This window comes from Myroides marinus (genome assembly GCF_900109075.1).
Taxonomy (GTDB): domain Bacteria; phylum Bacteroidota; class Bacteroidia; order Flavobacteriales; family Flavobacteriaceae; genus Flavobacterium; species Flavobacterium marinum_A.
On the sequence record NZ_FNYS01000029.1, the window covers coordinates 1 to 26,068 of the forward strand.

General features: G+C 31.5%; 25 protein-coding genes. 3 read left to right on the forward strand and 22 right to left on the reverse strand.

The annotated features are described in order from the left end of the window. A partial coding sequence (locus tag BMX53_RS17465) for an IS66 family transposase (RefSeq protein ID WP_143061450.1) occupies positions 1–309 on the forward strand: 309 nt, incomplete at its 5' end. On the opposite strand, the gene BMX53_RS17470 is transcribed toward BMX53_RS17465, so the two are convergent. The 10 genes from BMX53_RS17470 to BMX53_RS17515 form a co-directional block, all read right to left on the reverse strand. Next, complete coding sequence (locus BMX53_RS17470) at positions 273–692, reverse strand: KAP family P-loop NTPase fold protein (protein WP_208597266.1); 420 nt, start codon at positions 690–692, stop codon at positions 273–275. The genes BMX53_RS17465 and BMX53_RS17470 overlap by 37 nt on opposite strands. 178 nt (positions 693–870) lie before the next feature. After that, entirely contained in the window at positions 871–1,536 is a 666-nt protein-coding gene (locus BMX53_RS17475) for a hypothetical protein (protein WP_143061451.1), read from the reverse strand. 14 nt (positions 1,537–1,550) lie between these two features. After that, positions 1,551–2,981 (reverse strand): P-loop NTPase fold protein, encoded by a 1,431-nt coding sequence (locus BMX53_RS17480; RefSeq protein WP_167357255.1) that lies wholly within the window; start codon positions 2,979–2,981, stop codon positions 1,551–1,553. Positions 2,982–3,096: 115 nt separating this feature from the next. Continuing rightward, entirely contained in the window at positions 3,097–4,107 is a 1,011-nt protein-coding gene (arsB, locus tag BMX53_RS17485) for an ACR3 family arsenite efflux transporter (RefSeq protein ID WP_074748111.1), read from the reverse strand. Positions 4,108–4,110: 3 nt separating this feature from the next. Beyond that, positions 4,111–4,725: an arsenate-mycothiol transferase ArsC gene (locus BMX53_RS17490; RefSeq protein ID WP_074748114.1), complete on the reverse strand. Its 615-nt coding sequence runs from the start codon at positions 4,723–4,725 to the stop codon at positions 4,111–4,113. Positions 4,726–4,742: 17 nt separating this feature from the next. Next, complete coding sequence (locus BMX53_RS17495) at positions 4,743–5,195, reverse strand: DUF6428 family protein (RefSeq protein ID WP_074748116.1); 453 nt, start codon at positions 5,193–5,195, stop codon at positions 4,743–4,745. 61 nt (positions 5,196–5,256) lie between these two features. Then, on the reverse strand, positions 5,257–5,586 hold the full coding sequence (locus BMX53_RS17500) for an ArsR/SmtB family transcription factor (protein WP_074748119.1): 330 nt from the start codon (positions 5,584–5,586) through the stop codon (positions 5,257–5,259). A 90-nt stretch (positions 5,587–5,676) separates the two neighbouring features. Continuing rightward, complete coding sequence (gene tatC, locus BMX53_RS17505) at positions 5,677–6,483, reverse strand: twin-arginine translocase subunit TatC (RefSeq protein ID WP_074748122.1); 807 nt, start codon at positions 6,481–6,483, stop codon at positions 5,677–5,679. Positions 6,484–6,515: 32 nt separating this feature from the next. Continuing rightward, on the reverse strand, positions 6,516–7,334 hold the full coding sequence (locus BMX53_RS17510; protein ID WP_074748125.1) for an alpha/beta hydrolase: 819 nt from the start codon (positions 7,332–7,334) through the stop codon (positions 6,516–6,518). Between the two features lie 242 nt (positions 7,335–7,576). Next, positions 7,577–7,888: a hypothetical protein gene (locus BMX53_RS17515; protein WP_039328977.1), complete on the reverse strand. Its 312-nt coding sequence runs from the start codon at positions 7,886–7,888 to the stop codon at positions 7,577–7,579. A gap of 291 nt (positions 7,889–8,179) precedes the next feature. On the opposite strand from BMX53_RS17515, the gene BMX53_RS17520 reads away from it, so the two are divergent. Beyond that, complete coding sequence (locus BMX53_RS17520) at positions 8,180–10,483, forward strand: leucine-rich repeat domain-containing protein (protein WP_074748128.1); 2,304 nt, start codon at positions 8,180–8,182, stop codon at positions 10,481–10,483. Positions 10,484–10,673: 190 nt separating this feature from the next. Here BMX53_RS17520 and BMX53_RS17525 read toward each other — a convergent pair whose 3' ends face one another. The 11 genes from BMX53_RS17525 to BMX53_RS17575 all read right to left on the reverse strand — a co-directional run bounded on the left by BMX53_RS17525 (position 10,674) and on the right by BMX53_RS17575 (position 24,282). After that, positions 10,674–11,666 (reverse strand): hypothetical protein, encoded by a 993-nt coding sequence (locus BMX53_RS17525; RefSeq protein WP_006266556.1) that lies wholly within the window; start codon positions 11,664–11,666, stop codon positions 10,674–10,676. A gap of 138 nt (positions 11,667–11,804) precedes the next feature. Further along, on the reverse strand, positions 11,805–13,718 hold the full coding sequence (locus tag BMX53_RS17530; RefSeq protein WP_006266554.1) for a toxin-antitoxin system YwqK family antitoxin: 1,914 nt from the start codon (positions 13,716–13,718) through the stop codon (positions 11,805–11,807). A 92-nt stretch (positions 13,719–13,810) separates the two neighbouring features. Then, on the reverse strand, positions 13,811–14,524 hold the full coding sequence (locus tag BMX53_RS17535) for an AAA family ATPase (RefSeq protein ID WP_074748131.1): 714 nt from the start codon (positions 14,522–14,524) through the stop codon (positions 13,811–13,813). 13 nt (positions 14,525–14,537) lie between these two features. After that, the gene (locus BMX53_RS17540) at positions 14,538–14,951 is read right to left on the reverse strand and encodes a hypothetical protein (RefSeq protein WP_059051411.1); all 414 of its coding nucleotides are present in this window, start codon (positions 14,949–14,951) and stop codon (positions 14,538–14,540) included. 40 nt (positions 14,952–14,991) lie between these two features. Then, positions 14,992–15,399: an OsmC family peroxiredoxin gene (locus BMX53_RS17545; protein WP_059051413.1), complete on the reverse strand. Its 408-nt coding sequence runs from the start codon at positions 15,397–15,399 to the stop codon at positions 14,992–14,994. Positions 15,400–15,540: 141 nt separating this feature from the next. Then, positions 15,541–16,377: a helix-turn-helix domain-containing protein gene (locus BMX53_RS17550; RefSeq protein ID WP_074748134.1), complete on the reverse strand. Its 837-nt coding sequence runs from the start codon at positions 16,375–16,377 to the stop codon at positions 15,541–15,543. Positions 16,378–16,447: 70 nt separating this feature from the next. After that, the gene (locus BMX53_RS17555; RefSeq protein WP_074748137.1) at positions 16,448–18,547 is read right to left on the reverse strand and encodes a hypothetical protein; all 2,100 of its coding nucleotides are present in this window, start codon (positions 18,545–18,547) and stop codon (positions 16,448–16,450) included. A 14-nt stretch (positions 18,548–18,561) separates the two neighbouring features. Further along, positions 18,562–19,218 carry a DUF1266 domain-containing protein gene (locus tag BMX53_RS17560; protein ID WP_059051417.1) on the reverse strand — a complete coding sequence of 219 codons (657 nt, stop codon included), beginning with the start codon at positions 19,216–19,218 and terminating at the stop codon, positions 18,562–18,564. 2 nt (positions 19,219–19,220) lie between these two features. After that, complete coding sequence (locus tag BMX53_RS17565; RefSeq protein ID WP_074748139.1) at positions 19,221–23,090, reverse strand: hypothetical protein; 3,870 nt, start codon at positions 23,088–23,090, stop codon at positions 19,221–19,223. An 18-nt stretch (positions 23,091–23,108) separates the two neighbouring features. Next, positions 23,109–23,678: a hypothetical protein gene (locus BMX53_RS17570; RefSeq protein ID WP_006266546.1), complete on the reverse strand. Its 570-nt coding sequence runs from the start codon at positions 23,676–23,678 to the stop codon at positions 23,109–23,111. Between the two features lie 208 nt (positions 23,679–23,886). Continuing rightward, positions 23,887–24,282: a hypothetical protein gene (locus BMX53_RS17575; RefSeq protein ID WP_006266545.1), complete on the reverse strand. Its 396-nt coding sequence runs from the start codon at positions 24,280–24,282 to the stop codon at positions 23,887–23,889. Between the two features lie 102 nt (positions 24,283–24,384). Between BMX53_RS17575 and BMX53_RS17580 the strand changes: the two genes are divergently transcribed. Continuing rightward, positions 24,385–25,422 carry a hypothetical protein gene (locus BMX53_RS17580; protein ID WP_244154541.1) on the forward strand — a complete coding sequence of 346 codons (1,038 nt, stop codon included), beginning with the start codon at positions 24,385–24,387 and terminating at the stop codon, positions 25,420–25,422. A 7-nt stretch (positions 25,423–25,429) separates the two neighbouring features. Here BMX53_RS17580 and BMX53_RS17585 read toward each other — a convergent pair whose 3' ends face one another. Then, positions 25,430–26,065, reverse strand: a complete 636-nt coding sequence (locus tag BMX53_RS17585) for a response regulator transcription factor (protein WP_006266543.1) — start codon at positions 26,063–26,065, stop codon at positions 25,430–25,432. Between the last annotated feature and the right edge of the window lie 3 nt (positions 26,066–26,068).

Genomic DNA, 26,068 nt, shown 5'->3' on the forward strand with positions numbered 1-26,068 from the left:
AAAAGATGGAGTAATCTAAGTGATTACTTACACAATGGAAACTTGCAGATAGACAATAATCTTGTTGAAAATGTAATCAGACCTGTAGCAATTGGTCGTAAAAACTATCTCTTTGCCGGTTCTCATGATGCAGCACAAAGAGCAGCTATGGCCTATACGTTTTTTGCTAACTGCAAAAAGCATGACATTAATCCATATAAATGGCTAAAGTATGTTCTTGAAAATATTCAATCCATCAACCACAAGAATATCGCTGACTTATATCCTCATAATTACAAGAAACTTATCCTGGATAATGTAGAAGAATAATTAGATATCACAAGATGTACTTGCTCAGGTGCATACGATTTAAGAAGTTTACTCGTTTCATCCTTAACTTTTGATCCCAGTGTTTTATGTTTAGCAAATTTTTCTATTATAGATTCCAATAGAGCAGCTTTTGCATCATCATACCCTTCGAAAACCCATCCATTAAAATATAAAACTAAAGTTCCATCTCTAAAACCATCTTTATTGTTTCCTATTAACTGTTTTTCAACAATTTTTAAAATACTAGATTTTCCACTACCCCAATCTCCAAACACCCCAATTGTAACTGGGAGTACATTTTCATCATTTATAACATCTACTAAAAGATCTGCATGAACTTTAAAGCCTAGTAAATCGTCCGAAGTTTCATTATCTGCCCACATAATTATCTGTTTTTTAATAACTTTTACATAATCTATATAATCAAAAATATCAAATATTTTTATACTAATAGCTATGAAAAAAGCAAACCATAATTTATTCTTAGTTAAGAACAAATTATGGTTTGCTTTTTATAATTCGTTATTGGAAATAATAAATATTCTTATCTACTTTAAAATATTAATCTTCATCTTCAAACAAATCAATAAAAGAAGTGGACGTCAAACTATTTATAATAACACTTCCATTATTATCAACTTCAAAACTCCCATCTACATTAATAACATGATTAAAAGGCATATCATACCCATCTTCTCCACTTGAACCTAATCTAACTGTAAAAGATAAATATACATCATCAATTTTAAAATCTCCTTCAAAAACGTTTAACAATAATATCTTAGATTCTTCAACATCTACCTCTACATAACTAACCCCATAATGTCCAGGATTAGTATCTTCCAATATTTCATGCCACAATAATACAGAATCACTTGTCAGTACTTCTTTTAATTGATCTTTTAAATTATTTAATTCTTTTACTTCTTCAAACAATCCTTTATCAATCTTATCTTGAACTACTCCACTATCTCTATATTCAATTGGCCTAAAACTATTATTTGAATATAATTCCCAAAAATTTCTGACTTTATCTATATAAATTCTATCATTAAGTTTATCATTAAATATAATCTTTTCTAAATTATATTTATTTACAAATATTTGTTTCCAAAAAGGATCACAACTGACCGTATTCCATTCTGGATCAGTTGTTATCATACCTAGTCGAACAAAATTATTAAAATAATCGTCAGGATTCTTTTCAATTAATTCCTTAGTTATCAAACAACAATTTTTATCTATAAAATAATTTGTCCGCGATCACCTATTAAATCAGTAATACATGATAATAATAAATCGTAATGTTTTACATTGTATATACTATTTTTATCTAAATACTGATTAAAATTATTTATTGCAATTTCTAATATTTCTTCTTTTGAAAATATATACAAATTCCCATGATCAATAATGTTGGCTAATAAGTCTTTAATGAACAAATAAGGATAAAATGGAGTCGAATTATGTAACTTTTCTTTGACAAACAATTTAAATACATCAAGGTTTTCAACTAGACCAATTGTTTTTAATTTTTCAACAAAATCATTTCGATATAAATACAGTAATTTCTCACATGTTGTTGCATCATTATCTAATTTTACATTAATGTAGAATAATAAATTTATATATTTAAAAAGACTATTTTTATTCTTTAATAATTCTATTTTCCTCTTTTTAATAAATTCTAAAAGCCTAATCACATCATTATCAGTAATATATAAATTTATTTCTTTTTTTATGTCCTTTTCCTCTTTGTCAAATAACATTTTAAAATACACAGCTGTATTTTTATAATCATCTACATTATCATTTTCATCAAAATAAAAATCGAACATATCTCTATTTCCTATAGAATTTGGATTCTGGATATTAAAATCATTAAATAACGCCTTTAATATTGATAAGATACTTTTATCAATATTTTCTTCAACTTTTTGCTTTTCACCTCCTATACTCTTATTTACATCATGCCCATAATCGAGAAAATCACTTTTAAAGTGTTTTACAACTATTGTCCTTAATAGGCTATCCAATCTAAAATTAAGATCATCAAATTGTCTATTATGTAACGCATTTATATCAACAAATTGTATACTAGGAAACATTTCTGTTTGTATAGTTAGGTAAATATTATAATACCTATATTTTATTAAACTAAGTAAAAAATACTCTTTAAAAACTAATATATCTTTAACTAAATAAAACTGATTGTGGAAACTGTTTAAAAAGCGTTTAGCATCTCTTAGGGTTTTGATATTATTTTCTATATGAAATTTTAAATCGATTAATTCCTTTCTTAAATCAAATTGAATTTCATCACTATTAATAATCTTATTTCCAAAAGTATCTGTTAACACCTCTTCAATAAAATTATATATTATTGTTTTAGGAATTGCTGGTAGAAAAATTTCCACGTTAAAAAATTTATCTGAAAACAAGCTATCTTCATTTGTATATTTTTCATCAATAATTTTATTAACGTGCTCTTTATCAAAAGCTGTTAAAAAAACAGTATTAGAAAAAGAAGCTGTGCCATCAATTATTTTAAAAACCTCTATAATTTCATCTGCCAATAAACGATCTAAATCATCAATAATAACAACAATAATCTTATCGATACGTTGAATTGATTGATTAATAATATCCTTTTCATGTTCTATTCCGAGCAACTCATTATATCCACTTCTAAAGAAATCAATTAAACTACTAGAATCTAGAATCTGAAGTGATTTTAGATAATTATTAAATGAATTTGAAAATCTATAATCATAAATTTTTAATTGGTCAAAAAAGTATAACTCGTACAAGTAAAATCAGTACAGGAACTTCAACTAAAGGTCCGATAACTCCTACAAAAGCTTGGGGCGAGTGAATTCCGAATACGGCAATAGCAACAGCGATAGCCAGTTCAAAATTATTGCCTGCTGCAGTAAAAGAAATAGCCGCATTTTTATCATAATCCACATGCATTGACTTGTTTACGAAGAAACTAACGAAGAACATCAAAACAAAATAGATAACAAGTGGAATAGCAACTTTGATAACTTGCATTGGCAATTGTACAATCTGCTCTCCTTTTAAGCTAAACATAAGCACAATGGTAAACAGTAAAGCATATAAAGTAAAGGGTGAAATAAAAGGGATAAACTTGCGGGTAAACCAAGCTTCTCCTTTTATTCTAATGAGATACTTATGACTTAAAAAACCTGCTAAAAATGGAATTCCTAAATAAATAAGCACACTTTGTACTACATCGCTCATCTTAATTGAAATAGCATAATCAGCAAATCCAAAATAAGAAGGTAATACGTTGATAAAAAGCCAAACAAAGAAGCTATAAAACAGCACTTGGAAAACACTATTTAATGCAATCAGTAAGGCTGCATATTCTCGATTACCTTTTGCTAAATCATTCCATACAATCACCATTGCAATACATCTGGCTAAACCAATAAGGATCAACCCTACCATATAATCAGGCTCATCACGCATGAAAATAATAGCCAGAACAAACATTAAAACAGGTCCTACAATCCAGTTTAAGAAAAGAGATAAGCTTAAGACTTTTTTATCCCGAAAAGCCAGTGGTAATAGATTATAATCAACCTTAGCCAGTGGAGGATACATCATGATGATTAATCCTATAGCTAACGGAATATTGGTCGTTCCAATGGATAGTTTATCCATCACATTAGAAACACTTGGAAATACATTTCCTAAGAGAACACCAATCCCCATAGCCAAGAAAATCCAAAGAGTTAAGTATCGATCTAAAAATTTCATTCTAACTTGCATGACTTATTTTTTAATTTGTGACACGATGTAAAACATTTCACTTGCAATTTCAAGGCTTCGATTAAAATATCCTGCTTGCTGGTTTTTTGTTCCATCAAATACCTTCGGATCCTCAAATGTAATAGGGATTCTGCGCTCAGCACCTGCTACAAAAGGACAGCCCTCATCCGCCTGTGAACAAGTCATTACCGCTGCAAAATCACTACTTGGATTAAAAACGGCATCGTACTTCTTAGAAAAACCAATAATAGGAATTTCATTATCACAATACTTTATCGCATAAATAGGATTCTCTCCTTCCGAAATTTTAAATACGTTAAATCCCTGTTCTTCTAAAACTGTAACAACCATGGGATACATCGCTGTTTGCTGAGTCCCTCCTGAATAACAAATAACATTTGGAATACCATAGTAAGTTGCCGCTACTTGCATCCAAATCTGAGCCAAATGACTTCTTCTTGAATTATGTGTACAGATAAAATTGATTCGAATTGGAGATTTTGAATCAACCTTCGCTTGAATATAAGCCACTAAAGGAGCCAAAACTTCTTTTCTAGTAGCGCTTATCTCTTGTGATTCAAGAAGTGTGTCAATTACAACCAATACTGTTTTATACATCTTTTACTTTTTTACGATTAGCAACATCCAGTGTTAGGATCGCAACAACTAGTTGGAGCTGCCTGACTACTTGGTGTAATTCCACAAGCATCTTCCGCTAAACAAGCAGTCAATGTGTTTTTTAATAAAAAGTGAGTTCCATTAAATGCTAAGAAATACTTCCCAATCGTTTCTTTACCTTGAACTTCTACTTCAATCTCCCCATCAACAATACCCAATTTTGTTTCTGACAACCTGATAATATTTAATAATTTGCCTGCTTTTAAACGGTGCTGATAATCATCTGCATTCCACAATTGAAAGCTTACCTTTACCTCTTCTCTAATTGTTCCCCCACAGTCAATAAACTTTTTTGTTACTTGACCTACTTCTGTTACATGGAAGTGTTCGGCTACAAACGTTCCATCTTCAAATTGGAAATCTACTCGATCTAATTTTTCTAAAACTACTTTTACTTCTGATAATTTCATATTTACTTGTTTTTAAATTATTTTAATATCGCAATATTACGATGATATAAATTAAAAAATATTAACAGCAATCGTTTGATACTATTTTTTGAGCGAAGAACAATTCAAACTCCTTGAAAAATTCATTCCAAACTACATCGTCAATACAATAACAAACGGATTTACCCTCAATTGTCCCTTTTATAAGTCCACTATTCTTAAGCTCTTTTAAGTGTTGTGAAATAGTCGCTTGAGCCAATCCAAGTTCTTCTACCAAATCATTGCAAATGCAAGCCTCTTGATTGATAATATACTGAAGAATAGCAAGTCTTGCTGGATGCCCTAAAACCTTAAACATAAGCGATAATCTATTCTTTTTATCACTAAATAATTCTGATTTTGTTACTCCCATTGTTTTATACTTAAATATATATCGCAATATTACGATGTATATTTAAACTGTGCAAGTTTAATTAATATTGATAGCAAATACGATAATAAATTATTCTGTAATGTGATTAGACTTCATAAACTTTGAAAAGAAAATACTCACTTCATACAATAAAACTAATGGTATAACCAAAATAACTTGACTCAATACATCTGGAGGTGTAATAATTGCTGATGCTACTAAAATCAAAACATAAGCATATCTGCGATAACCTTTGAGTGTATCTGTTGATAAAATTCCCATCTTGTATAATACTAGAATGACAACTGGCAAAACAAACACAATACCTGATGCTAGTATGGTGGTTCTAACAAGAGAAATATATGAGGTAAGATCGATTTGATTGGCAACAATACTACTAATCTCTATATTCATAAAAAAATGAATAGATAAAGGAACTATAATAAAATATCCAAACAAGACACCTATAAAAAATAAAAGACTTGTGATTGTTACAAATACAACACTGTATCTTGTCTTACTATTATATAATTTAGGTTGTACAAATTTCCAAACTTGATACAAAATCCAAGGAAATGAAGCTATTAGTCCAAAGGTAAAACTAGTCCAAATCATAACCATTAACTGACCATCCATTTTTCGATTTTGAATATCAAAATCAATCCCTTCCATATACAATGATGAACTCAAATTAAAAAAATCTATCAAAGAACGATGCCAAATATAAATAGTAAAATTAGGATTTTTAGGAGCTAATAATATTTGCTCAAAAATAAAGTTAGTATATAAAAAGGCTATGCTACTACATAAGACGATTCCAATAAAACACTTGATTAAAAAACTTCTTAAAAGTCCAACAAAATTTAAAAATGTCTTTTTCTTAATACCTCTATCCATTTCTTATTATAAAATGCTAAACTACTGCTATTTTAATTATTTAATATCCAAATTAGGGCTTGTTTTTTAGTTGCTCTAAATATAGTTGTATGTCCTTCATTTGGCTCATCTACATAGTGCCACACTAAATTTTTATTTTCATTTTCTGCTAAAATAGTAGCTAACTTATTTGTATAGGGAGAAATATCAGCAGCATTCGATCCTGCAAACCAAAGCTTTCTTTTTACCGAACTATTTTGATCTAAACTAGCTTTTGCGGTTCTAACTAAATAATGATTATTCCACCATAATGAAGGGTCAAAGGCGATATAGTTTGCAAACATGGCGGGTTCAACAAAAAAGGTTTCCATCACAAACAAACCTGAAGCAGATTCTCCTAATATCGTTTTTTCTTCTTTGGTTCTATATCTTTTATCGATTTCCTTAAATAACTCTTCTTTAATAAAGGCTCTAAACTGATTAGAACCTCCTACCTCGGGTGCAATTTCTTTATCTTTTGCAACAGTTGTAAATCCTGTCAAATCTCTTCTTCTTTGTGTATTTTCAATTCCAACTAAGATTACAGCAGGAATTTTTTGCTCATTTATAAGCTCTTCTATGGTAGATGCGATATGAGGAAAATCCTCTCCTATTCCTCCATCAGCCATATAGATTACGGGCAAAGAATCCTGAGTACTCTCATAATTTTTTGGTGTCCATACATTAATAGTTCTTTCTTCTTTTAATTGATTTGATTCTAGTTTAAAAGTATCATGTTTAGGCACTACATCCTGAATTGTACTCTTATAACCACAACTTGCTAATAAAATGGTATAGCATAAACTTAACAAAAACATAATTTTAAATTTCATTTTAGCGTATTTTTTGATTCACAAAATTATTTCAATAAAAAACAGTAATTAATACCATTAACCTATTAATTTTACTATTTTTGAATGTGAGAAATCTCATTCTTTATTTTTACTACTGTAATTCTAAATTAGATAAAAATAATTTTATTAAATATTAGAGATTTACAGCACTAAACTAGTTCTCCTTATTTACTAGTTGTCTTTAAAAGGAGAATGTCTTTTGGACTTTCTCTTTTTTACTGCTATAGCTTAAATAAACTTAATAAAAATAAAACTGCTACGATTAAACCTGAATACCTAAAAAACTTGACAAAACGATTAAAATCATAAAATAAAGTTTGTCCGTCAATAAGATTAACAATCATTAGAATAGTACAAGTAATAATTACTATTATCAAAAATAACATAGGAGCTGCAATATAAGATATTATATTGGCTGCAGCCCGTTCATTTGTTCTACTAAAGTCCAAGAAACTAAGTAGCATTCCCAAGACACAAAGCACTGTTAAAACAATAGCTATAACATAACCCACATTTCTAAATAAACTCCCCATTTTTATTAAATTTTTCTTTGTTTATACACCATACTAGATGTACCACTATTTAAAAATCACCCCCTAAATAATATATTATATATCAATAATATAGTTTAAATAAAAACTCAAAAAGATCGACCTACTTCTTTCTAACTCCTGTATTAATATCACCTAATTCAGTGAATAATATGTCTAAACAAAATATTTACTTTGATCCATAAATATTTTTTACCATTAACTGATTTATACTATTACTCAAAATCCAAAAATAATTTTAAAATCAGAAACAAAAAAAGAAAAAAAAATAATATGTATAAGTTTATTGAATCATTACCTGAATACTATGCTACTATTCAAAGTCAAACTAACTTTCCTAAAGACTATATCAATGATTTATTTTTGATTGGAAAATGTAGCAAAGACACAAACACAGTTAAAGAAATCAGACAAACTTTAGAGCAAAATGCTAGTGAGAAAGTTATTAAAGCCTTCAAAATTCGAAAAAAACTAATCAAGTCAATTGGTATTCCCCAATGGTACGAGGTTTTAAATACCTTATTAGAATATGCAAATATATCGGATGATTTAGATGTTGATTTTATGTATAGTAAACTAGGGTTTGATGTACTTGACGTTAGGGATAGTCATGACCCAACTACTCTGATTCAAAATCCAATACTACTAGGGAGGTTCCCCTCAGTTAGAATTATCAACATCGAAACCTTAAACTTTGAACAAGGACTACCTGATGTTTTTGAAAAATTTACTCAACTTGAACACTTAAGCATAGAAGGAGAATATACTATACTTCCAAAATCAATAGAAGACATAACGACACTACAGTCTTTGGAATTGGAGCTTCCTAAATTAACACATATCAAATTTGACTTTACAAAACTAACTGCTCTAAGGTCTTTAAAGTGTATGAACACCAATTGGCCTACTCCAACACTACCTACCCTGCCTAGAAGTATAGAAGCGATAGAGTTTTCTTTAGTAAGCACTCTTAATTCCATTGGAGAAGAACTAAATACACTTCCTGAGCTGAACAAAATTAAAATCATGAAATGTCCAGATTTTACTACGATAAGTGACAAGTTAAACGTACCTAGCCTAACTGTGTTGAGCCTTTGGAAAAATGATAGACTCCAGCTAATTCATCCTAAGGTAATTTTTAATGGTAAGATTACTTGTTTTTCTGGAGAATTGATCAACTTAGAACAACAATATACTTTTGATTCACTGACAAACCTAGTAGTTTCAGACCAGGCAATACTACTATATCTATCTCAAAACCCTGAGTCTTTTCCTAACTTAGATAAATTGAGCTTTTCCAATATGGAAAACCTAACGGAAATAAAAGTGCCATGGTCTAAATTCAATAAACTAACGACCGTTACATTTGAAAATTTAATTGGTGATAACTCTTTATCGCAAAATATAGAACAATGTACCTCGCTTAAACACCTTAGTTTTTTTAACTACCAAACAGTGCAACTACCTAAATCAATCGGACGTATTGAAAAGCTGATGTCTGTAACTATAGAACAATCTAATAAACTAATAATAGACACTTGTTTTCTTCCCAGTGTAATAGATGTACTAAAAATCATAAACTGCGCTGAAATTAAAGTATCTAACAAAATTATATGCGTTGGTAAAGCCTCTATTGAAAACTGCAAAGTTGAAAAGCACAGCGATTTATTCAGCTATCTATCCGTAGAACACTTCACATACTTTCCTTTAAAAAACGATACTTATGAAGTAAATGATATCACTAACTTAATGGTTAAGCCTTATACGCTTATTAGTTTGGACACCAATTTGCCAATAGGTCTATTGACTAATGTGCTGGTTAATTGTGAAAACCTAAAAATTTTAAAAATAAACAGTAACGCAATCTTACCTGATAGTTGTCCTTGCTTATCTGTGGATCAAGAGACCAAATTGCACACCTTACAATTAGAAAACGTTGAGCTTGATAACTTAGATCAACTCTTAACAAACAGTCCTTTACTAGAATCTATTAAATTAAGAGGATATGATCATTTCCCCGCTGTTGAATTACCTTATTTAAAAATAGTTGATTTATCTTATTCAAAAATACCTACACTAGAAGGATTAGATGCTCCAAATTTAGAGGTTGTTGATCTATCTTTATGTTATGAATTTGGATTAGCTGGTGCGAATGCTTTGGTCAAATATCCTAAACTTAAAAAACTTAGGCTTCAAGGAACTAACGACTCCTTGTGCTACGTACCTCAAGAACTTACATGTTTACCGTTGCAAGAACTATACTTATCTGGCTATCAAATAGACATGATACCAACCTATATCGGTCAGTTTAAAGAATTGCGTACACTACACCTTACCAACTTTGATACAGAAGGACTACCAAACTCTTTATTAGACCTTAAAAATCTTGAACGTCTTAGTATTGAAGGATGTAATTTCAGCGAACCTATTCCTGCATCATTTAGATCACTTAAATTAAAAAAATTACAATATACTATCAGTAAATTCAGTGGAGCAAATATGAACCCTAAATATTACAACAACCTCATCACCGATGGATATACTGATTTAGTGAAGTGGTTCACTAATGAAGATTAGTCTAAAAAACAATTAGACTTCTAACTGAAAAAAAAACTATTTATATATTACTCCCGTATAACAATTCCTTAGTTATACGGGAGTTCAGTATCTAACAACTATTTAAAAAGATAACTAGAAGTTAAAAAACTAGTTATTCACTTCTTACTTAGCTTACCCTATGAAAACAGAATATATGCAGAATACCTAATTACAAGGATTTACTTACAAGAAAAGGTTCTTCAGTTTGCTCATCTGTAGGAGCAAACATAATTCCAAGTACCTTAGCACTAAATTCTAAATCGTCAATAGCATAAACTGGTGTAGAAACTCTAGTCTCTAATTCACTATCTGCAATGGTCTTGACTTCTACTTTTTCAGGTTGAAAAACCATAAAAGGCTCTTCTATTCCATCTACATACATTTCAATTTTCAAAATACCTCCATCCTCTGGAAGATATGTAGAATGAGTAAAGTTTATAGTCTTGTCAAACAGTGGAGAAATATAAACCAACAACTTGTTATAACCAAATGAAAACTCATTATTTGGATCAGAAGGCGCTTTAATTCGTGTATATTCAATCACATCACAAGCATAATTGCTGACATAAGCTACCTTATCTAATTTTCTTCTATTAAACTCCTTATAGTCAATAGTACTACCTTCTGTATAAGTTTCTCCTTTAGAAGGTGTATATATAGCATAAGCTGTTTGATTTTCAACTGGCATATCAGTAGCAGGAGCCATTGCTTTTAAGTAAACAGACGCTTGATCTTGATCTTCACTGTGAAAATGATCCATCTGCCAAGTTGCTCCCTTCGCTTTAGCTAAGACTGTACTATTTTTCACATAGTAATCTGCCTTGGTCATACTCATCATTAATGCAAAAGCAGCCATAGGTTTCTTATCAAATAAATCTCCCCATGCTAAAAAAGGATTTTCATCTTTTGGCAAATTTGTCATTAGTGTTTGGAACTGTCCATATACGTCCCCTTTTGAATAATCTATTTTATCCAATAGTCCACCGACATTTATTCCCTTAGTATAAATACTCATAACCATCTTTCCTTCCACAAAAGGAGTAGTCACCACTTCACCTGGTACTTCAGGAGTTTCTTTACCAACATTTACAGCATCATTGCTCTCGGTAGAACAAGAAGTCATAATAAACAAGGCGAAAAGGCCTAAAAACATTTTTTTCATATAATACTTACTTTTTACTATTAGGTAAAAATACGTTAATCAGAAATAAATATCAAAACACAAAATAATTCAAAAACATATCTTTTAATCTTGAAAAAACAATTAACCAAACAAACAGTTTAAACTATTTATTATCAATTAATCAGTAAATAAAAAACGGTACTCTGAATCAAAGTATAAGAACTGAGCATCAATAGGAGCCGCTAATAATGAAATATTTGGGTAAACAATATCCTCTGTACTAATAGTTTGCTCATTTAACCATTTATTCTCACTCACATCTTTTAATTTTATATCCACCTTACTACCAAGTCTTTTAACATATATATAATACAAGTTATGCTGATCATCTTCATTTATATAGTTATATAATACCTCGCCTGATATTAAGTAACCCTTCTGAAAAGTTGCTTTATAGGTAATCCCATTTTTATCAGTATAGCTATAGTCACCATTCAATCGCTCAAACTGAACTTCATAACTAATAATCTCTCTTCCTTGATCATTATAGAAGATTCGTCTTATTTTTGAATCCGCAAAAAAATACTCTTTAGCAAACACTAATCCATTGTGCGCTGTATAGGTAGTTTCAATCTTTTTGCCTTTGCGATAAATATCTTCGCGTATATGACTTAATTCCTCCGTAGTTTCACTTCCGTGATACGGCTGTCCATCGCGATAGACAATATATTTCTTTCCTTTACTTATCAATTCATCGATAGCATTTACCTCATTCGCTGAAGCATATTCTAATTCCTGTAACAGCTCCCCTTGTTCATACCATTGCTCCAAACGAAGTTTTTTGTCTTTATATACATTCTTTCGTAGAATCAAAGGTGTATTAGGATAATCTGCATAAATCTCTTGAATACCATCTATAAATCCATTGACATAAGGACTAATGACTACATTACCATCAGAAAATTCGTAAGTAGTTCCATTCCAAGGAATCCCATCTTTATACTCGACACTAGAAATTAACTCACCCTTTTGATCATAAAACCATCCCTGTCCTTGAGCATAATCAATTTCACTTAATTTATAGTATATTCTTGTTTTTACAACGGGCTCAATCTCTTTCAAAAAATTAATTTCCTTTAAAACCCTTCCTTCTTTCTCAGTTTTTATTTGTTTGATAAAAAAATCATCATAGAAATAGACATTTACACCTGTTTTTGTTTGTTCATTATATGTACCTAAATACTCTTCATTCTGGTTGTAATAATCACTACTTATCAAAACATTTAAATCATCTTGACTATACCAGTTTGTTACTCTGAGCTTTCCATCAGTATAATATACATTTTCCTTATAGTACTTTTCATTTTTATAAAACACCTCATGCTGCAATTGAAAAACTGCTTTAGCTTCCAAGTTAAACTTCCCTTGATAAACAATCGCTCTATCTTGATATTTTAAATAACTGACAAACCTTCCTTGTTTGTACTCATATTTATCACCGTTAAGAGGTACAAACTCACCATTATCTGTTGCATAATTTAGCTCTCCTACTACATCGCCTTTCATGTCAAAATACTGTATGGTATCTACTTTCTTAATTGCATATGGCTGGGTACTATTATTATAATAACAAGTTACTTTGATCTGTTTACCTTTTTCATAAGTGTACAAAACACCTAGATCATAGATTTCTCCTGCAAAAGGCTTCCCTTCTTTAGTAATTAAACGATAAGACTTTTTCTTCAATGAATCGAATGATTCAATACTGTATTGATTCCCTTTGTCATCATATTTGTATACTCCCGTAACCTCACCATCATGACCATAAAAAAAACGCTCTCCTTTATAAATAAAACGGAGCATATCTCTCCTTGCAAAACCTTTGGATACAATATATCCTTCAATAGTATAATCTTCAACAGCACTAAACCCTTGCTTATCCATCGGTCTTATTACTTTATAAAAATTTGCCTTTTCTGGACTGACTAACTGAAAATCATCAATAAGCTTAGTATAAAGTGTATCATTTTTCTGTGCATGAACCAGTGTACATAACAAGAAAACGCTACATATAATAATTTGTTTTAACATCAATCTTTTATCTATTATGCGTTAAAATTACAACAAAACAAATAACTTGTTGCTTAACAAACAATTTAGCTATGTAAACTCTCTGTTTATAATTAAATCTTATCTCTAGCTTCCAATTGATTAATCACCTGTTTTTTTATACTAGTAAGAGCATAATCCTTAGCCTCTGCATAAGAAACATTATATTTTCTCTTAAATAAAGCAAAATGAGAAGGAAAATTAGAAATTAATCTATCGTAATAATTATCTAATTGCTCTTGAGAAGGTAGCTCATAGTTTAGTCGTAGTTGAAACCTTCTCATTAGTGCTTGATCAATGATATCAGCGTGATTAGAGGCACATATTAAAACTGAGTTAGGTGAAAAGTAATCGATTAATTGAATGAGGGTATTGACGATTCTTCTCATCTCGCCCACATCTTTATCATCTACAGCCCTAGATTTACCTATTTGATCAAATTCATCTAGAAATAGAACAGCACGTTCTCTACTTGCTTTTTCAAACACTAGCTTAATATGTTGAGAAGTTTCTCCTAATTTTGCCGAAACAATTGTACTCAAATCTAAAATAATAATTGTTTTATTGAGTCTCTTGGCAAGAGCTTTAGCAGTAGTTGTCTTTCCACAACCTGAACTTCCGTGTAAAAATACTTTATTGTTAACAGGAAGTCCTAAATCTGTCAGTTCCGAAAAATAGGTACATTCTTTTACCAACTGATCGAGTATTATACGCTGTTTTTCATCCAAAAATACATCTTCAAAAGCTAGTGCTTCATTATCTTTAATAAGTAATTCTGATAAATTCATTCTATATGCTATATTAATTTAGTTTTTTTATTAGTCCCTCAATCATAGTTAACACCTTTGGGTTATCTGAATAATTCACCCCTAAATCTATAATCTCAACCAATTCTAGCACCTTAGTTTTTGGCCAATATTGATCTACAACAATCCCAATATCAACGCTATACCCCATTCGTTTACTAGTTGAGTAACCGTTTATCCCTACTGTTTCAGCAGTTAAGAATATCCCTACTGTTTCAAAGGTTATAAGTAAAGATTCCCACCCCATCCCGCTGGGTTGAACTTCAATAAAAAGCTGACATTCATTTAATTGGGTAGAAAAATAATTACGTTGCAAAAAAGCGTCTATTATAGTACTTGTATAATATTGAATTTGTTCAGCTCCTATTTCATTGCCGAACTTCACTTGCTTATTACGTCCATCTTTCATGCTATTATATCTGTTTTGGTGTTGAAAATAACAAACATGACTATTTCAGTAATGCTCTGTAAATTGTAGGAAAATTAAAACTGTTTCCAATTGGACACATTTGTTTTGCTTGCGCTACTACTTGCTGAAAAATAGTATTATCTAATCCTGAAATGACTGCCATAATTTCCAAATCAGCTTGTACGATAACCTCATTGTTGTAGGTGATTTCGCAATTAGTTTCTAACTCCTCTATCTTATACGATGCTTGAGTTAATAACAGGGTAAGTGTCATATTGAAACAAGCAGAATAAGCCGCTGCTATCATTTCTTCTGGTAGTGTTACAGCATAATCCTTTTGCTTTAAAAATGAGTAATTCATCTGATTCAACAACTGATTATCAGACACATAATTCCCTTTTCCTTGTTTTAAATCATCTCGCCAGATTGCCTTAATTGATACTTTCATAATATTACTTTAGTTAATTAAAATCCTTGTACACAAAAAGTAGTGCCATTTTAATTCTACAAAAGTATAAGTAATACTCATTTTCCTCAATGGAGAAAACGCCTCAATTATAGGACATTCTCTCCATACTATAATAGTAGCTCAATAAGGTCGCTTGGACAGTTCTTGATTACGTCTAAAAGCTAAGGGAGTATAACTAGTTTGAATCTTGAAATATCTATTGAAATAAGACACATCTTCATATCCTAAAGAGAAGGCAATTTCTTTTACACTTAAATCAGTATAAGCCAACAAGCGCTTTGCCTGTAGTATAAGACGATTAACAATCACGCAACTTGGAGAAATACCACAGCCTTTAGTTATCCGCTTATTTAGAACATTAGTAGTCACATTTAGAAGTGCTGCATAATCACCTACCTTATGTAAATTCATATAGCTCCGATCAACTAATTGACTAAATTTTCTTGAAAATTCTTGGTGTTCAGATAATACTCCCGTATTGTTATTTTCTCGTTTTACCCAAGTCCTAGTTGCCTCAATAATAATATATTTTATCAATATTCTAATTTTCTCTTCACTCCAACTATCTGCTAAATCTTTTTCTCTTTCAATTTCAAGAATATGATTGCACAATACCTCATTTTGTTCTTGTTTTAAATAGACATAGGGAGTTGTTAATACATTACTATACAAAATTCCGTCACATGCTAATTCCTGATCGTGAATTTCTACACAATAAAAATCAGCGTGAAAATAGATTAATTTTCCCTTTGATTGATCTAGAATTTGAAAGGCATGTTCTTCATTAAAAAAAAAGAATGCATCTTGTTCACAAGTATAATTGGTAAAATCAATTTGTATTTGGCTCCCTGCTTTCAAGAATAAAATTTTAAAAAAGCCACTATACTGTTGGTCTAGATTAGAGAAGTCTGTCGTAATATCAATGGAGACAGTTCCAAAATATAAGTGTTTCATCATTAATCACTAACTAAGTGAAACAAAAATAATTTATTTTTTATCAGCGGACGTTCTACAATAGTGAAATTGTTTATTTCTCTCGGAATACACTAGTATACATACTAAGGTATCGGTTACATTCTGACTGATTACCCAATTTTTCTGTATTTATTTTTTGTCGTATTGCATAATGACTAACACTGCTATCTTTGCGCATTGAGGTAACGGGAAACTTGGTAATTAACTCTTTAAAGCTATCATAGGCTGGCTGGGCTAGATCATTTCTAAAGTATATATTTTGTTCCCAATACAACATTTGATAATCTACACTTGTTACGTCTTCTTTTTTTAACCTTTCTATTAAAGCTAATGAATACTCATATAAGGACTCATCATAAGTTGTACGCCAATAAGCTCTGGCTAGATAAAAACCTTTTTCATAGCTAAAATCAGCTGCTGCTTCGAAAGCCTTAGCCGATTCTAAATTATTACCCATAATCCAATAATATAGTGCATTCGAACGATAGTCTTCTATATCCTGTGGATCTTGAACAATCATTGCCTCTGTAACCTTAGGTAGTTGCATCTCAGAACTGCTTAAATACTCAGCATCCACCAAGTAATACAAGATAGCCTCATTACTTTTAGATAATTGATTAATCTGATGCAATTGAACAATTAATTTAGCACACTGCTCATATGCTTTCATTTCATAAAGGAATACTACATAATAATTACGCGTCTCCCAATGTTCTGGTCTTGAAACATGGAAACAAGAAAGTCTATATTGTAAAGCTTCTACAAACTTAGGTGTATCGTTCAAGTACCTACACAAGGTCATAATAAGAAAGTTAATACTCAATCGATAAGGGCTATCTTCTTTTAATTTCATTGCTACTTCTAATGGTTTTAAGGCTTGACGGTATTGACCTAAACCAAAGTTTCCTTTTCCTTGAAGATATAAAGATTCCCCTGTAGGGAGCGAATAAGTATGATAGGTATTCACTAAACTAAGAACATCATGATAGCTTCCCAACATGTCATAATAGTGAGCCATTTCTAAGAGATAGTTAGGCAAACTGGCTCCTTTATATGCGGCCTCTATCAAGACGCCTAATGCTGTCTCATCTTCAGGATTTCGCATCATGGTCAAAATACTTCCTTCTGTTAATAAGATACTAGGGTGTTCTTCTACAACTACCTTAGCTACATTGACATATTTCAAGGCTAGATCTAATTCATATTGATGCTTGTGATAAAGTGCTTTATAGTTATAATAATTCACAACTAACTCTCTGTCTTCACAACTATAAGATTTAAAAAAATCTTCAACGTATTGTTCTGTCAACTCTCGCATATCAACAGGTATTACTTCTTTAAAAGCTATTACTTCCATAACTTCCGCCACCTGTACTAACATACCACAGCTATAAAAACAATCAACTAGGTATATTCCCGCTTGAGCACTCAATAATGTCTTACTCCACTTTTGTTCCCATAAAGTGACACACTCCTCTAAATCAAAAATGTCTTTAGCAACATACTGCGCTATTGATAATTCATTTACTTGCTTATCAGATAAATTAAAACGACTTTGATTAAGTAAATCTTCTATGACGCTATGTACTTGTGTCTGCACAGCATAATCTACTAAAATATCAATTTCTCCTTCTTCAAGAATTTCTTTACTTAATAGTTGTTTACTATAATTCACCTGTAAATCCCATAAGCGAAGACGAAGATTATTTGCTTCTGGATAAACAGATAAAGCATGATGTAAGCACCCAATGGCTACATCATACTTTTGTATCTCTTCCATCTTATTAGCGTATCCTAAAAGCAGAGCTAAGCTATTAGGATGATAATCTAATGCTCGCTCATAAAATGCAATATCACAATATTGCTCTAACCCTCCAATAAGCTCAAACTCTCTCAGTTGTTCTGCTCCATAATACTCTAAAACAGAAAGGGCCAGCATTACTTTATCATAGTCGAAATTATCCGAACCAATAAATCGGGTAAAAAACTCAATATAAAAACGATAAAAAGAAACTTCCTCTACGCTTTCTACTGGTGATTTCTCTTCTTGATGAAGATATTCATATCCTTCAATCAACGCTTGTTCACAGGATTGATAATCTCTTTCATTAATACTCTGAGCAATAAAAGTAACTAACTCTTTAAAATTCATTTCTCTTTTTACTTTTAACTAGGATTACTATTTAGCTGATCATTTTGTAACTCGCGTACTATATTCCAATAATTTCCTTTTCGAGAAAAGCTAGTAGGGTTTGCTTGTAAAGAAGCTTCATAAAATTGAATTCCCAACATGATATTTTCCTGTAGTTCTCTTCCATTTACAAATACACGCGAAATGAATTCCGATAACTCACAATGTCTAGTATAAACTTCCTTCTCTGTTATATATCCCACTACCCCACCTATTCTACAAACTAAACTATAGAGCGCATAATTAAATCCTAAAATACCATAACCTACAATAGCATAGCGTTGTGGATATAATAAACGATATCTATTTTTCAAGTAAGCGCCTTCTAGTTGCTCTAGGTGCTTTTCAAAAGCAACCTCATCAAAGTGATATATCTCTTCAATAATATCTTTTACATTAGCATGAAAATACTCACCTTTTTTTAAATTATGTAAGAAAACACGAAACGACTTACTATTCTTGATTTGATGCATTTGCATAAACCTTCGCATATCATAAACATGTTCTTCATTATTTGGATCTAAACCGAAAGGCGTGTCTAATAAAACATCTTGAAAATAATACAACAATAAACCATTAGAAATAGATTTTGGATTATCAAGAAAACTACCTAATGCTATACATTCACTCATAATTACACTTTTAATTGATTCACTAATACACTTAATGCTTGAGAATAATCGGCTGTATAAACACCAGATTGAACCATTGCTTCTATTCCTATAGCATAAGCTCCACTATACATCGTACCATGTAACAATTGAGCAAATACCATGCGAGCCATCGCACCTATCAAAGGATAAGTACCTGATGGGGCTGTCTGTGGATCTAATACAATTAGATATAGTTTTTGATAAAACGCTATAGTTTGATCAACATTAGCAGCCAAGAACTCCTTCACACCAACCATATTGGTCAATATCGGAGAAAAGACAATTGGATTATCAATAGCGCTACGAGTGTAATCATTAAAGTGATAACTAATCATTAGTAAATTTTCTTTGTCAATCGAAAAACTCATCATTAGCCCTGCTATTTCCACATCTGACAACACTGTAGTTACTCCTTGTTGTTCCTCATCAGAAAAGTACTGTTCGTCTTCATCTACTATTGCTTGATTAGCGATCTCATCTATTTGCTCTTGCTGCTGATCACCATAAAACGAGTCTTCTTGCTTCTCTACTTCTTCAAAATGATACTTCTTCAACTCTCTAACAGCCACCTGTAAACGATCTAAGTAATTTGACCAATAACTGTTTTTTTGAATAAAATTGTCAATATAAATAACAAATTCAGGATCAAATTTCTCAGGAGGAAGTTCTTCTAGCATATCGCCAAGATTATCTACAACCAATCTAAAGACCTTTTCTGTTTGATAACTTATATCAACCATCCAATGTTCCTTACCTAGACATCGCAGTAATAAATCTGCTAAAACACTAACTTGCTCTGAAGTCAGCTCATCACTTTTCATTACCCTGAAGGCATCTTTTCTATAGTCTTTTAATAGTTTGCCCACCCAACGCTCATGCTCTCCTTCACTTAGCAAATAATCTTCCAATGCCATATACCCAGTATGTAAGGTAAACCAATTTATTGTTGATTTATCAATGCGTAAGGTAATCTCCACTTGATCACACTCATCATTTAAATCATGGCAACTATCATTCACTAAGGTTACGATATCAATACAATCTTCTAAATTATCCTCATAATAGAAGTCTTCTACAATCTTTAATATCTTCTTGGCGTATAACGACTTAAATTTAACTTCCTCGATTGTATCTAATGTAGCTACCATTTTTTTTAAATAGCCAAATAGAATACTTCTATTACTTTTATGTTGCTCTTCAGTAGGTATCTCTAAATCTTCGAATGTAATTCGTGGCGCTTGAATAAACGCCTCTAAATCACTTCCAAAATCAAGTAACACCAACAACATAAATTGATGAATAGGTTCACTTAAACTTCCCGTAGCTGTGCGATTATCTAACCAATTTAACCACTGATCAGTATTGTGAAAAACAGTTTGGACTATTTCTCGTCCTTCCATTTCTTGATTTACGCCTTTTGCCGTTAATAACCTAGGCAACTTGTATTCATAAGGGCCTATTTCAATATTTTCAAAAATCAACTCAACTAACTGATTTACAAAAGGTTTAAAAACTACTCGATCGCTATAGATAAACCATAGTGTCAAGAAACATAGAGGCAATTGTCCACTTGGCTTTTGTTGAAACTGAACAATGATATTTTTTTGAAACAACTCAGACAACAACTTTTCCTCTATATCAACAGATAGCCACGACACAAGTGCTGCATGCATTTTATACTCCAATGCTATGGGTAGATTAGCTGGGCGACGACTATAATAATACGCTTGTTGATAGTTCCATTGACTATCACAAAGTACTTCCAATAAAGGGTATTGTTTATAACTATCATAAAGACCTAACAGTTCCTGTCCTTGATCTAACACGACAAGACTCTCGATTAACACATCAGAAATAGTATTTGTTAAAGTCATATCTGCCTTTAACACATCTGCGAAGTGATTACCTGATTCACAAATCCAAAGTAGGAAGATATTATAAGGTGAGGAGTCATAGCGGTTACCAATACTCAAACTAGCATTTAACGCAGCTATAAATTCACTCCACTCTCCATTAAAAAAATCATTAATAAAAACATCTGTTGTGGCAAAAGGTCTTCTCTCAAAAGAACCATTGTCCAAACGAACACAATAATGACTATTTAAAACACTATTTTTAAGCTCCTCGTTAGGCAACCATGTATTTGACGTGTCTTCATTAATCAGCAACAGCTCTATAAGCTTAGCAGCTACTTTAAAAGAATGTCTCGGACTCTTTTGAACCAATATGCTTAATACATCAACAACCATTAAACGTATGCCATTCTCTTCCTCACTACTTGTATAATTTTTATAATTATCACCTATAAAAATAAGCATGCGATCTACCGCATCTACACTAGGGAAGTATTCCAACTCACAGACTTTGTTCCAGCCTGCAATAAGATTAAACCCGTCTAAAGTATTGTCAAATTCATTACCTATAAGATATAACTCCTTGGCAAGCTCATCTGTAAACACTAAATGCGCTGGCGCCTCTTCTAATAATTGAATTAGAGAATGACGAAGATTACGGCTAATCAATAAGCTTACAAAGCCTGAGTAATCCAATTCTACTTCCTGATGATCATAAAGACTAATAAAATCCACCCATAAGCGTATTTCATTGTCAGAAAAAGTATCTGTATGACGCTCGAATACAAAATGCGAATTAAACTTTTGAAGCAATAAACCGATGGCTTCATTTACAACTATTTGCCTCGTATATACATCTGTATTTCCTTGATCTTGTAAATACTTATTATACTCAACAAATTGCAGTAAACCATTAAGTTGATAATAATTTAAACCACTCTCTTTTAAGCTTTGAAGCATCAAGTGCTCCTCTCCATAATAAAGCAAATAGTGATACCCTGTAGTTGCTGCACCTTTATTCTTAGCTGTCAATGAAGCCAAACTATCTTGATCATCAACGATTAGTGCACTACTCATAGCTAGATCATAATCCGTATGCGCTGTATAAGCTGGTATCACATCAAAAAGACGAGTCGGCTCCTCTTCTTCTATTTGATTTAAAAAAGAATATAAATGAAGACGAGCTACATCTAAATAAGGTTTAAGTCTATTTATACCTTTTATACGATCAGTTAATTTATCGAAAACTTCAACTAAATCTTTTTCTGGTGAACTTTGCTCAAGATGTTCAAAGGCTTCGTCCACTTTAAAATTTCCAAGGAAACTATTAGGATGAGCAAACCATAAAAAGCCTTCTATACGAACAAATTCATATTCAAACACAGTAGTCAAATCTGCCCATTTCAAATGAATATTTCTATTGACCTGCTCATTGAGGGGATATTGTTTTAACTGAACTAGATTTACTAACTGTCTAACAATACGATGGATACCGTAAGTTTCCTCTTTTAACAAAGAATCCAGTGAAGCTGGCTCAGCTAGCAAATCTTCATACTCTTCTAGTATCTGCTTTGAATATGGAATAAAATTTAGAAGATCCGTTTCCATAGCTATTACAGCCTCATTTATAGGTAATAACAAATAGGGTTCTAACAACTGCAACTGTTGCTTTGCATACTGTATAACTCGATAGTTTTTATAAAACTCATCCTTATACTTTGTAATTTCTGCCTCAGAAAGCTGTTTTATTTTTTCAGGTATTTGCTCCTGATTATATCCTAAACTCTTTAAAATTCTTGCTACTCCAAAGTGTTTTTCTTCTACTACCTTACTTCCACATCCTCTACAAAAATTCCCCTGAGCAGGAGTAAGAGAAGCACACCATCCACAGCGTACATCTACACGAACGCTACCCGCACAAGCCACACATATATCCCCTGGCTGATAATCGCCCGGTTGTGGCGTAGAGCACGATTCACAATAAGTGATAACTGCCATACTATACGAACTATTTTTCTATCTACCTTTTCTAATTTTTGCCCAAATATTTTCTTTTTGAACTGCTGTCATTTCTTTAACTAACTTACCGATAGCTGACTTCGATTCACCTTCCAACTTTAATTGTAAAGCTACCTCATAATCGGAAGAAGCGACAAACTCAGCTCCACAAGAACGGCAAAACTGACCTGGTCCTGTACTCAAACACCAATAACAATTGTGAACTGGTTCTGCTTGAAGTCCACAAGACAAACACAAATCACCAACTTTATAATCCTTCGGCTGCTTAGCTTGACAATGTGCACATTTTACAACATCTGCACTCTCTACGATTACTGCCTCTTGCTTTACCACGGTTTCAGCAACTGCCAAGCTTGCTGCTTGTGTACCTAAAGCCCACTGCATAATTACATGTGCTATTTCGATATCCATAGCTGTAACTTCTATCAAAGTTCGCGTATCACCAATCATAACGAAATCCTCTTTAGATTGAATTCCAGCATCTGCTAATGCCTCAATATCTTCTGTCGTCGCTCCTTTTTTACGCAATATACTTTCTAATAGCTTTGGAAAATTTTCTATACTCATACTTCTAAATTATAGTTGTAAACTAATTAAATACTTCTATAGATATAATTAGTCACTAGGTTATTACTGACTTAGTTCACGATGATTAAAAAATAAAAAGGGAGACTCATCTAATTATGATCCCCCTTTATTATCTATCTAGTTGATATTAACTAAATCAAAAATTAAAAGTCAGACTAAAAATTTTATAAAAAGAATCCTTATATCCTTATAACTTGCTTTCTAAATACTCTCTAATCACTAAATCAGTAAAGAAACCACTATGATGTCCTCCCCAGCAAGCTGTCATTGTTAAAGTTTTTCCAGAAAGGTCTAATTTTTTATTTTCTTCAGCTCCTTCATTTACAATACAGTTTACTTCAATTTTATCCATTGACTCTTGTACTGCTTCTTTCCCAAAATTATCTTTACACACTTCTTTCATTGCATCCATTAAGCGTTGTAAACATACACTTGGCACAAACTTAATATGCTCTAATTCGAAAGTATCCCAGTTGATTTGGATAGGTAGTTCTTTACCTACAATTGCGTTCAATTCTTTTTGATACTCAGTTACGTACTGCTCTTCTATTGCTGTATAAGCTCTTTTTTCTTGTAATCCCATGATTTATATTATTACTATTATTAACATTTCAAAGGTCTTATCTTTGCTATTGGTTTCATAGACCTAAATTCGGTAATTGCGCTTATCACGGAATTCCGTGATATGAAAATTTCCAAAAGTATCTTACCTTGTATTCAAACTTTACAAAAAATGCTAAAAACACTTTTAATAATTGGGTTTTGTTTTCTATCACTAACACTAGCTGTAAATAATCTATCTCTCATTATGGGAGGTATGAGAAAGAAAAAAGCAAATCGTTTAATACAAGAATATCTTGAACATGAATTCAAGGGTCAATTAAAAGCAGTTGAAATTAGACGCTTTTTTAATGCCTCTAATATGAATCCCAATATGTTTTCGGTTATTATCTACGATCATCAATTAGCACAAGTAAGATGGGTTTTATTCTTTGACGCCAAGATTTTAAAAAATGAAAACAGAATTGAACAAGGTGTTTCCTATGCTAAACCAGTAAAAGAACAATACCAAGATGCCTTATCTGACTACTATACCAAAGAAGATATAAAACTAAAAATGATTGATTTAGATTGTCGTATTGACATTAGTTATGATTCATTAACCATGACATATCTTTTTAACCCAAATCCCAATGAGCTGAAAACGAAAACTAAAAAACTCTTATACTTACTAAATCAACAAAAGGACGCACTAAAAATCAATAGTATTTTCACAATTACTATCCATCTTCCAACCTATAATGAGGATATTTTTATGATTGTTATACATAGCATAGAGGACTCATGGCAGGTCAAAGAATGCTTACTAAAACAAGAAACTAATTATTTCAAAACTTTACAAGAAAAATTGCTGCCGAAGCGTATGGATTATTTAGCGGGATTAGACCACCTCTACAGTTCCCATGATTTTTCTTTATTATATGTAGATACAGCTTGTTTCACTAAAGCTGTGTGGGTACATCTGTTAATCGATACAAAAGAAGTAGAACAAGAAAAAAACAGCTATCACAAGACTCCTGTAACAGCTGTTTTATTAGAAACGATTAATCTTACCAACAAAGTAGTCACTCATCGAGAAATCGTACCGATTACTGAACCAAATTCGTTTATTTCTATTGTAGAAGAGATTAAACCACTATTAGCAATAAAGTATACCTTTTAATTATTCACTAATCAAATAGTCCTGATTCAATAGCAAACTTTACCGCTCCCGTAGTTGTCTTAGATCCTGTTTTCAACAAGATATTCTTGCGATGTGTCTCCACCGTATTAACTGATATAAACAGTTTCTCAGAAATTTCTTTAGAAGTCATTTCTTCTGATAAAAGTGCTAGAACTTCTTTCTCCCGTTGAGTCAATTCAATATCTTGATACTTCTTTTTATCAAATACACTTTCCATATAGCGCTGTTTAATAACTTCTGAGAAATATTGCTTGTCATTGATTAATTCCCTTACAGCAACTTGTAACTCCTGCTTATTTGTAAATTTAGGTACAAAACCATCTGCTCCTTTTTGGATTACCTTATGAACAACGCGAGGATTATCAAGCATACTCAAAATTAGAACCTTGACATCTGATTGATTACTCTTTACCCTAGTTAATAACTCTACTCCATCCATCTTGGGCATATTCAAATCGGTAATGACTAATTGTATGTCAAATTGCTCTAATAAACGTAATACTTGTGTTCCTTCTGTTGCTAAATGCACTTGTTTTACTTCCTCCATATCAAGTAATATAGTGTTTAACCCCTCTAAAAACATCAAATGATCATCTGCTATGATTATATTTACTCTACTCACTAC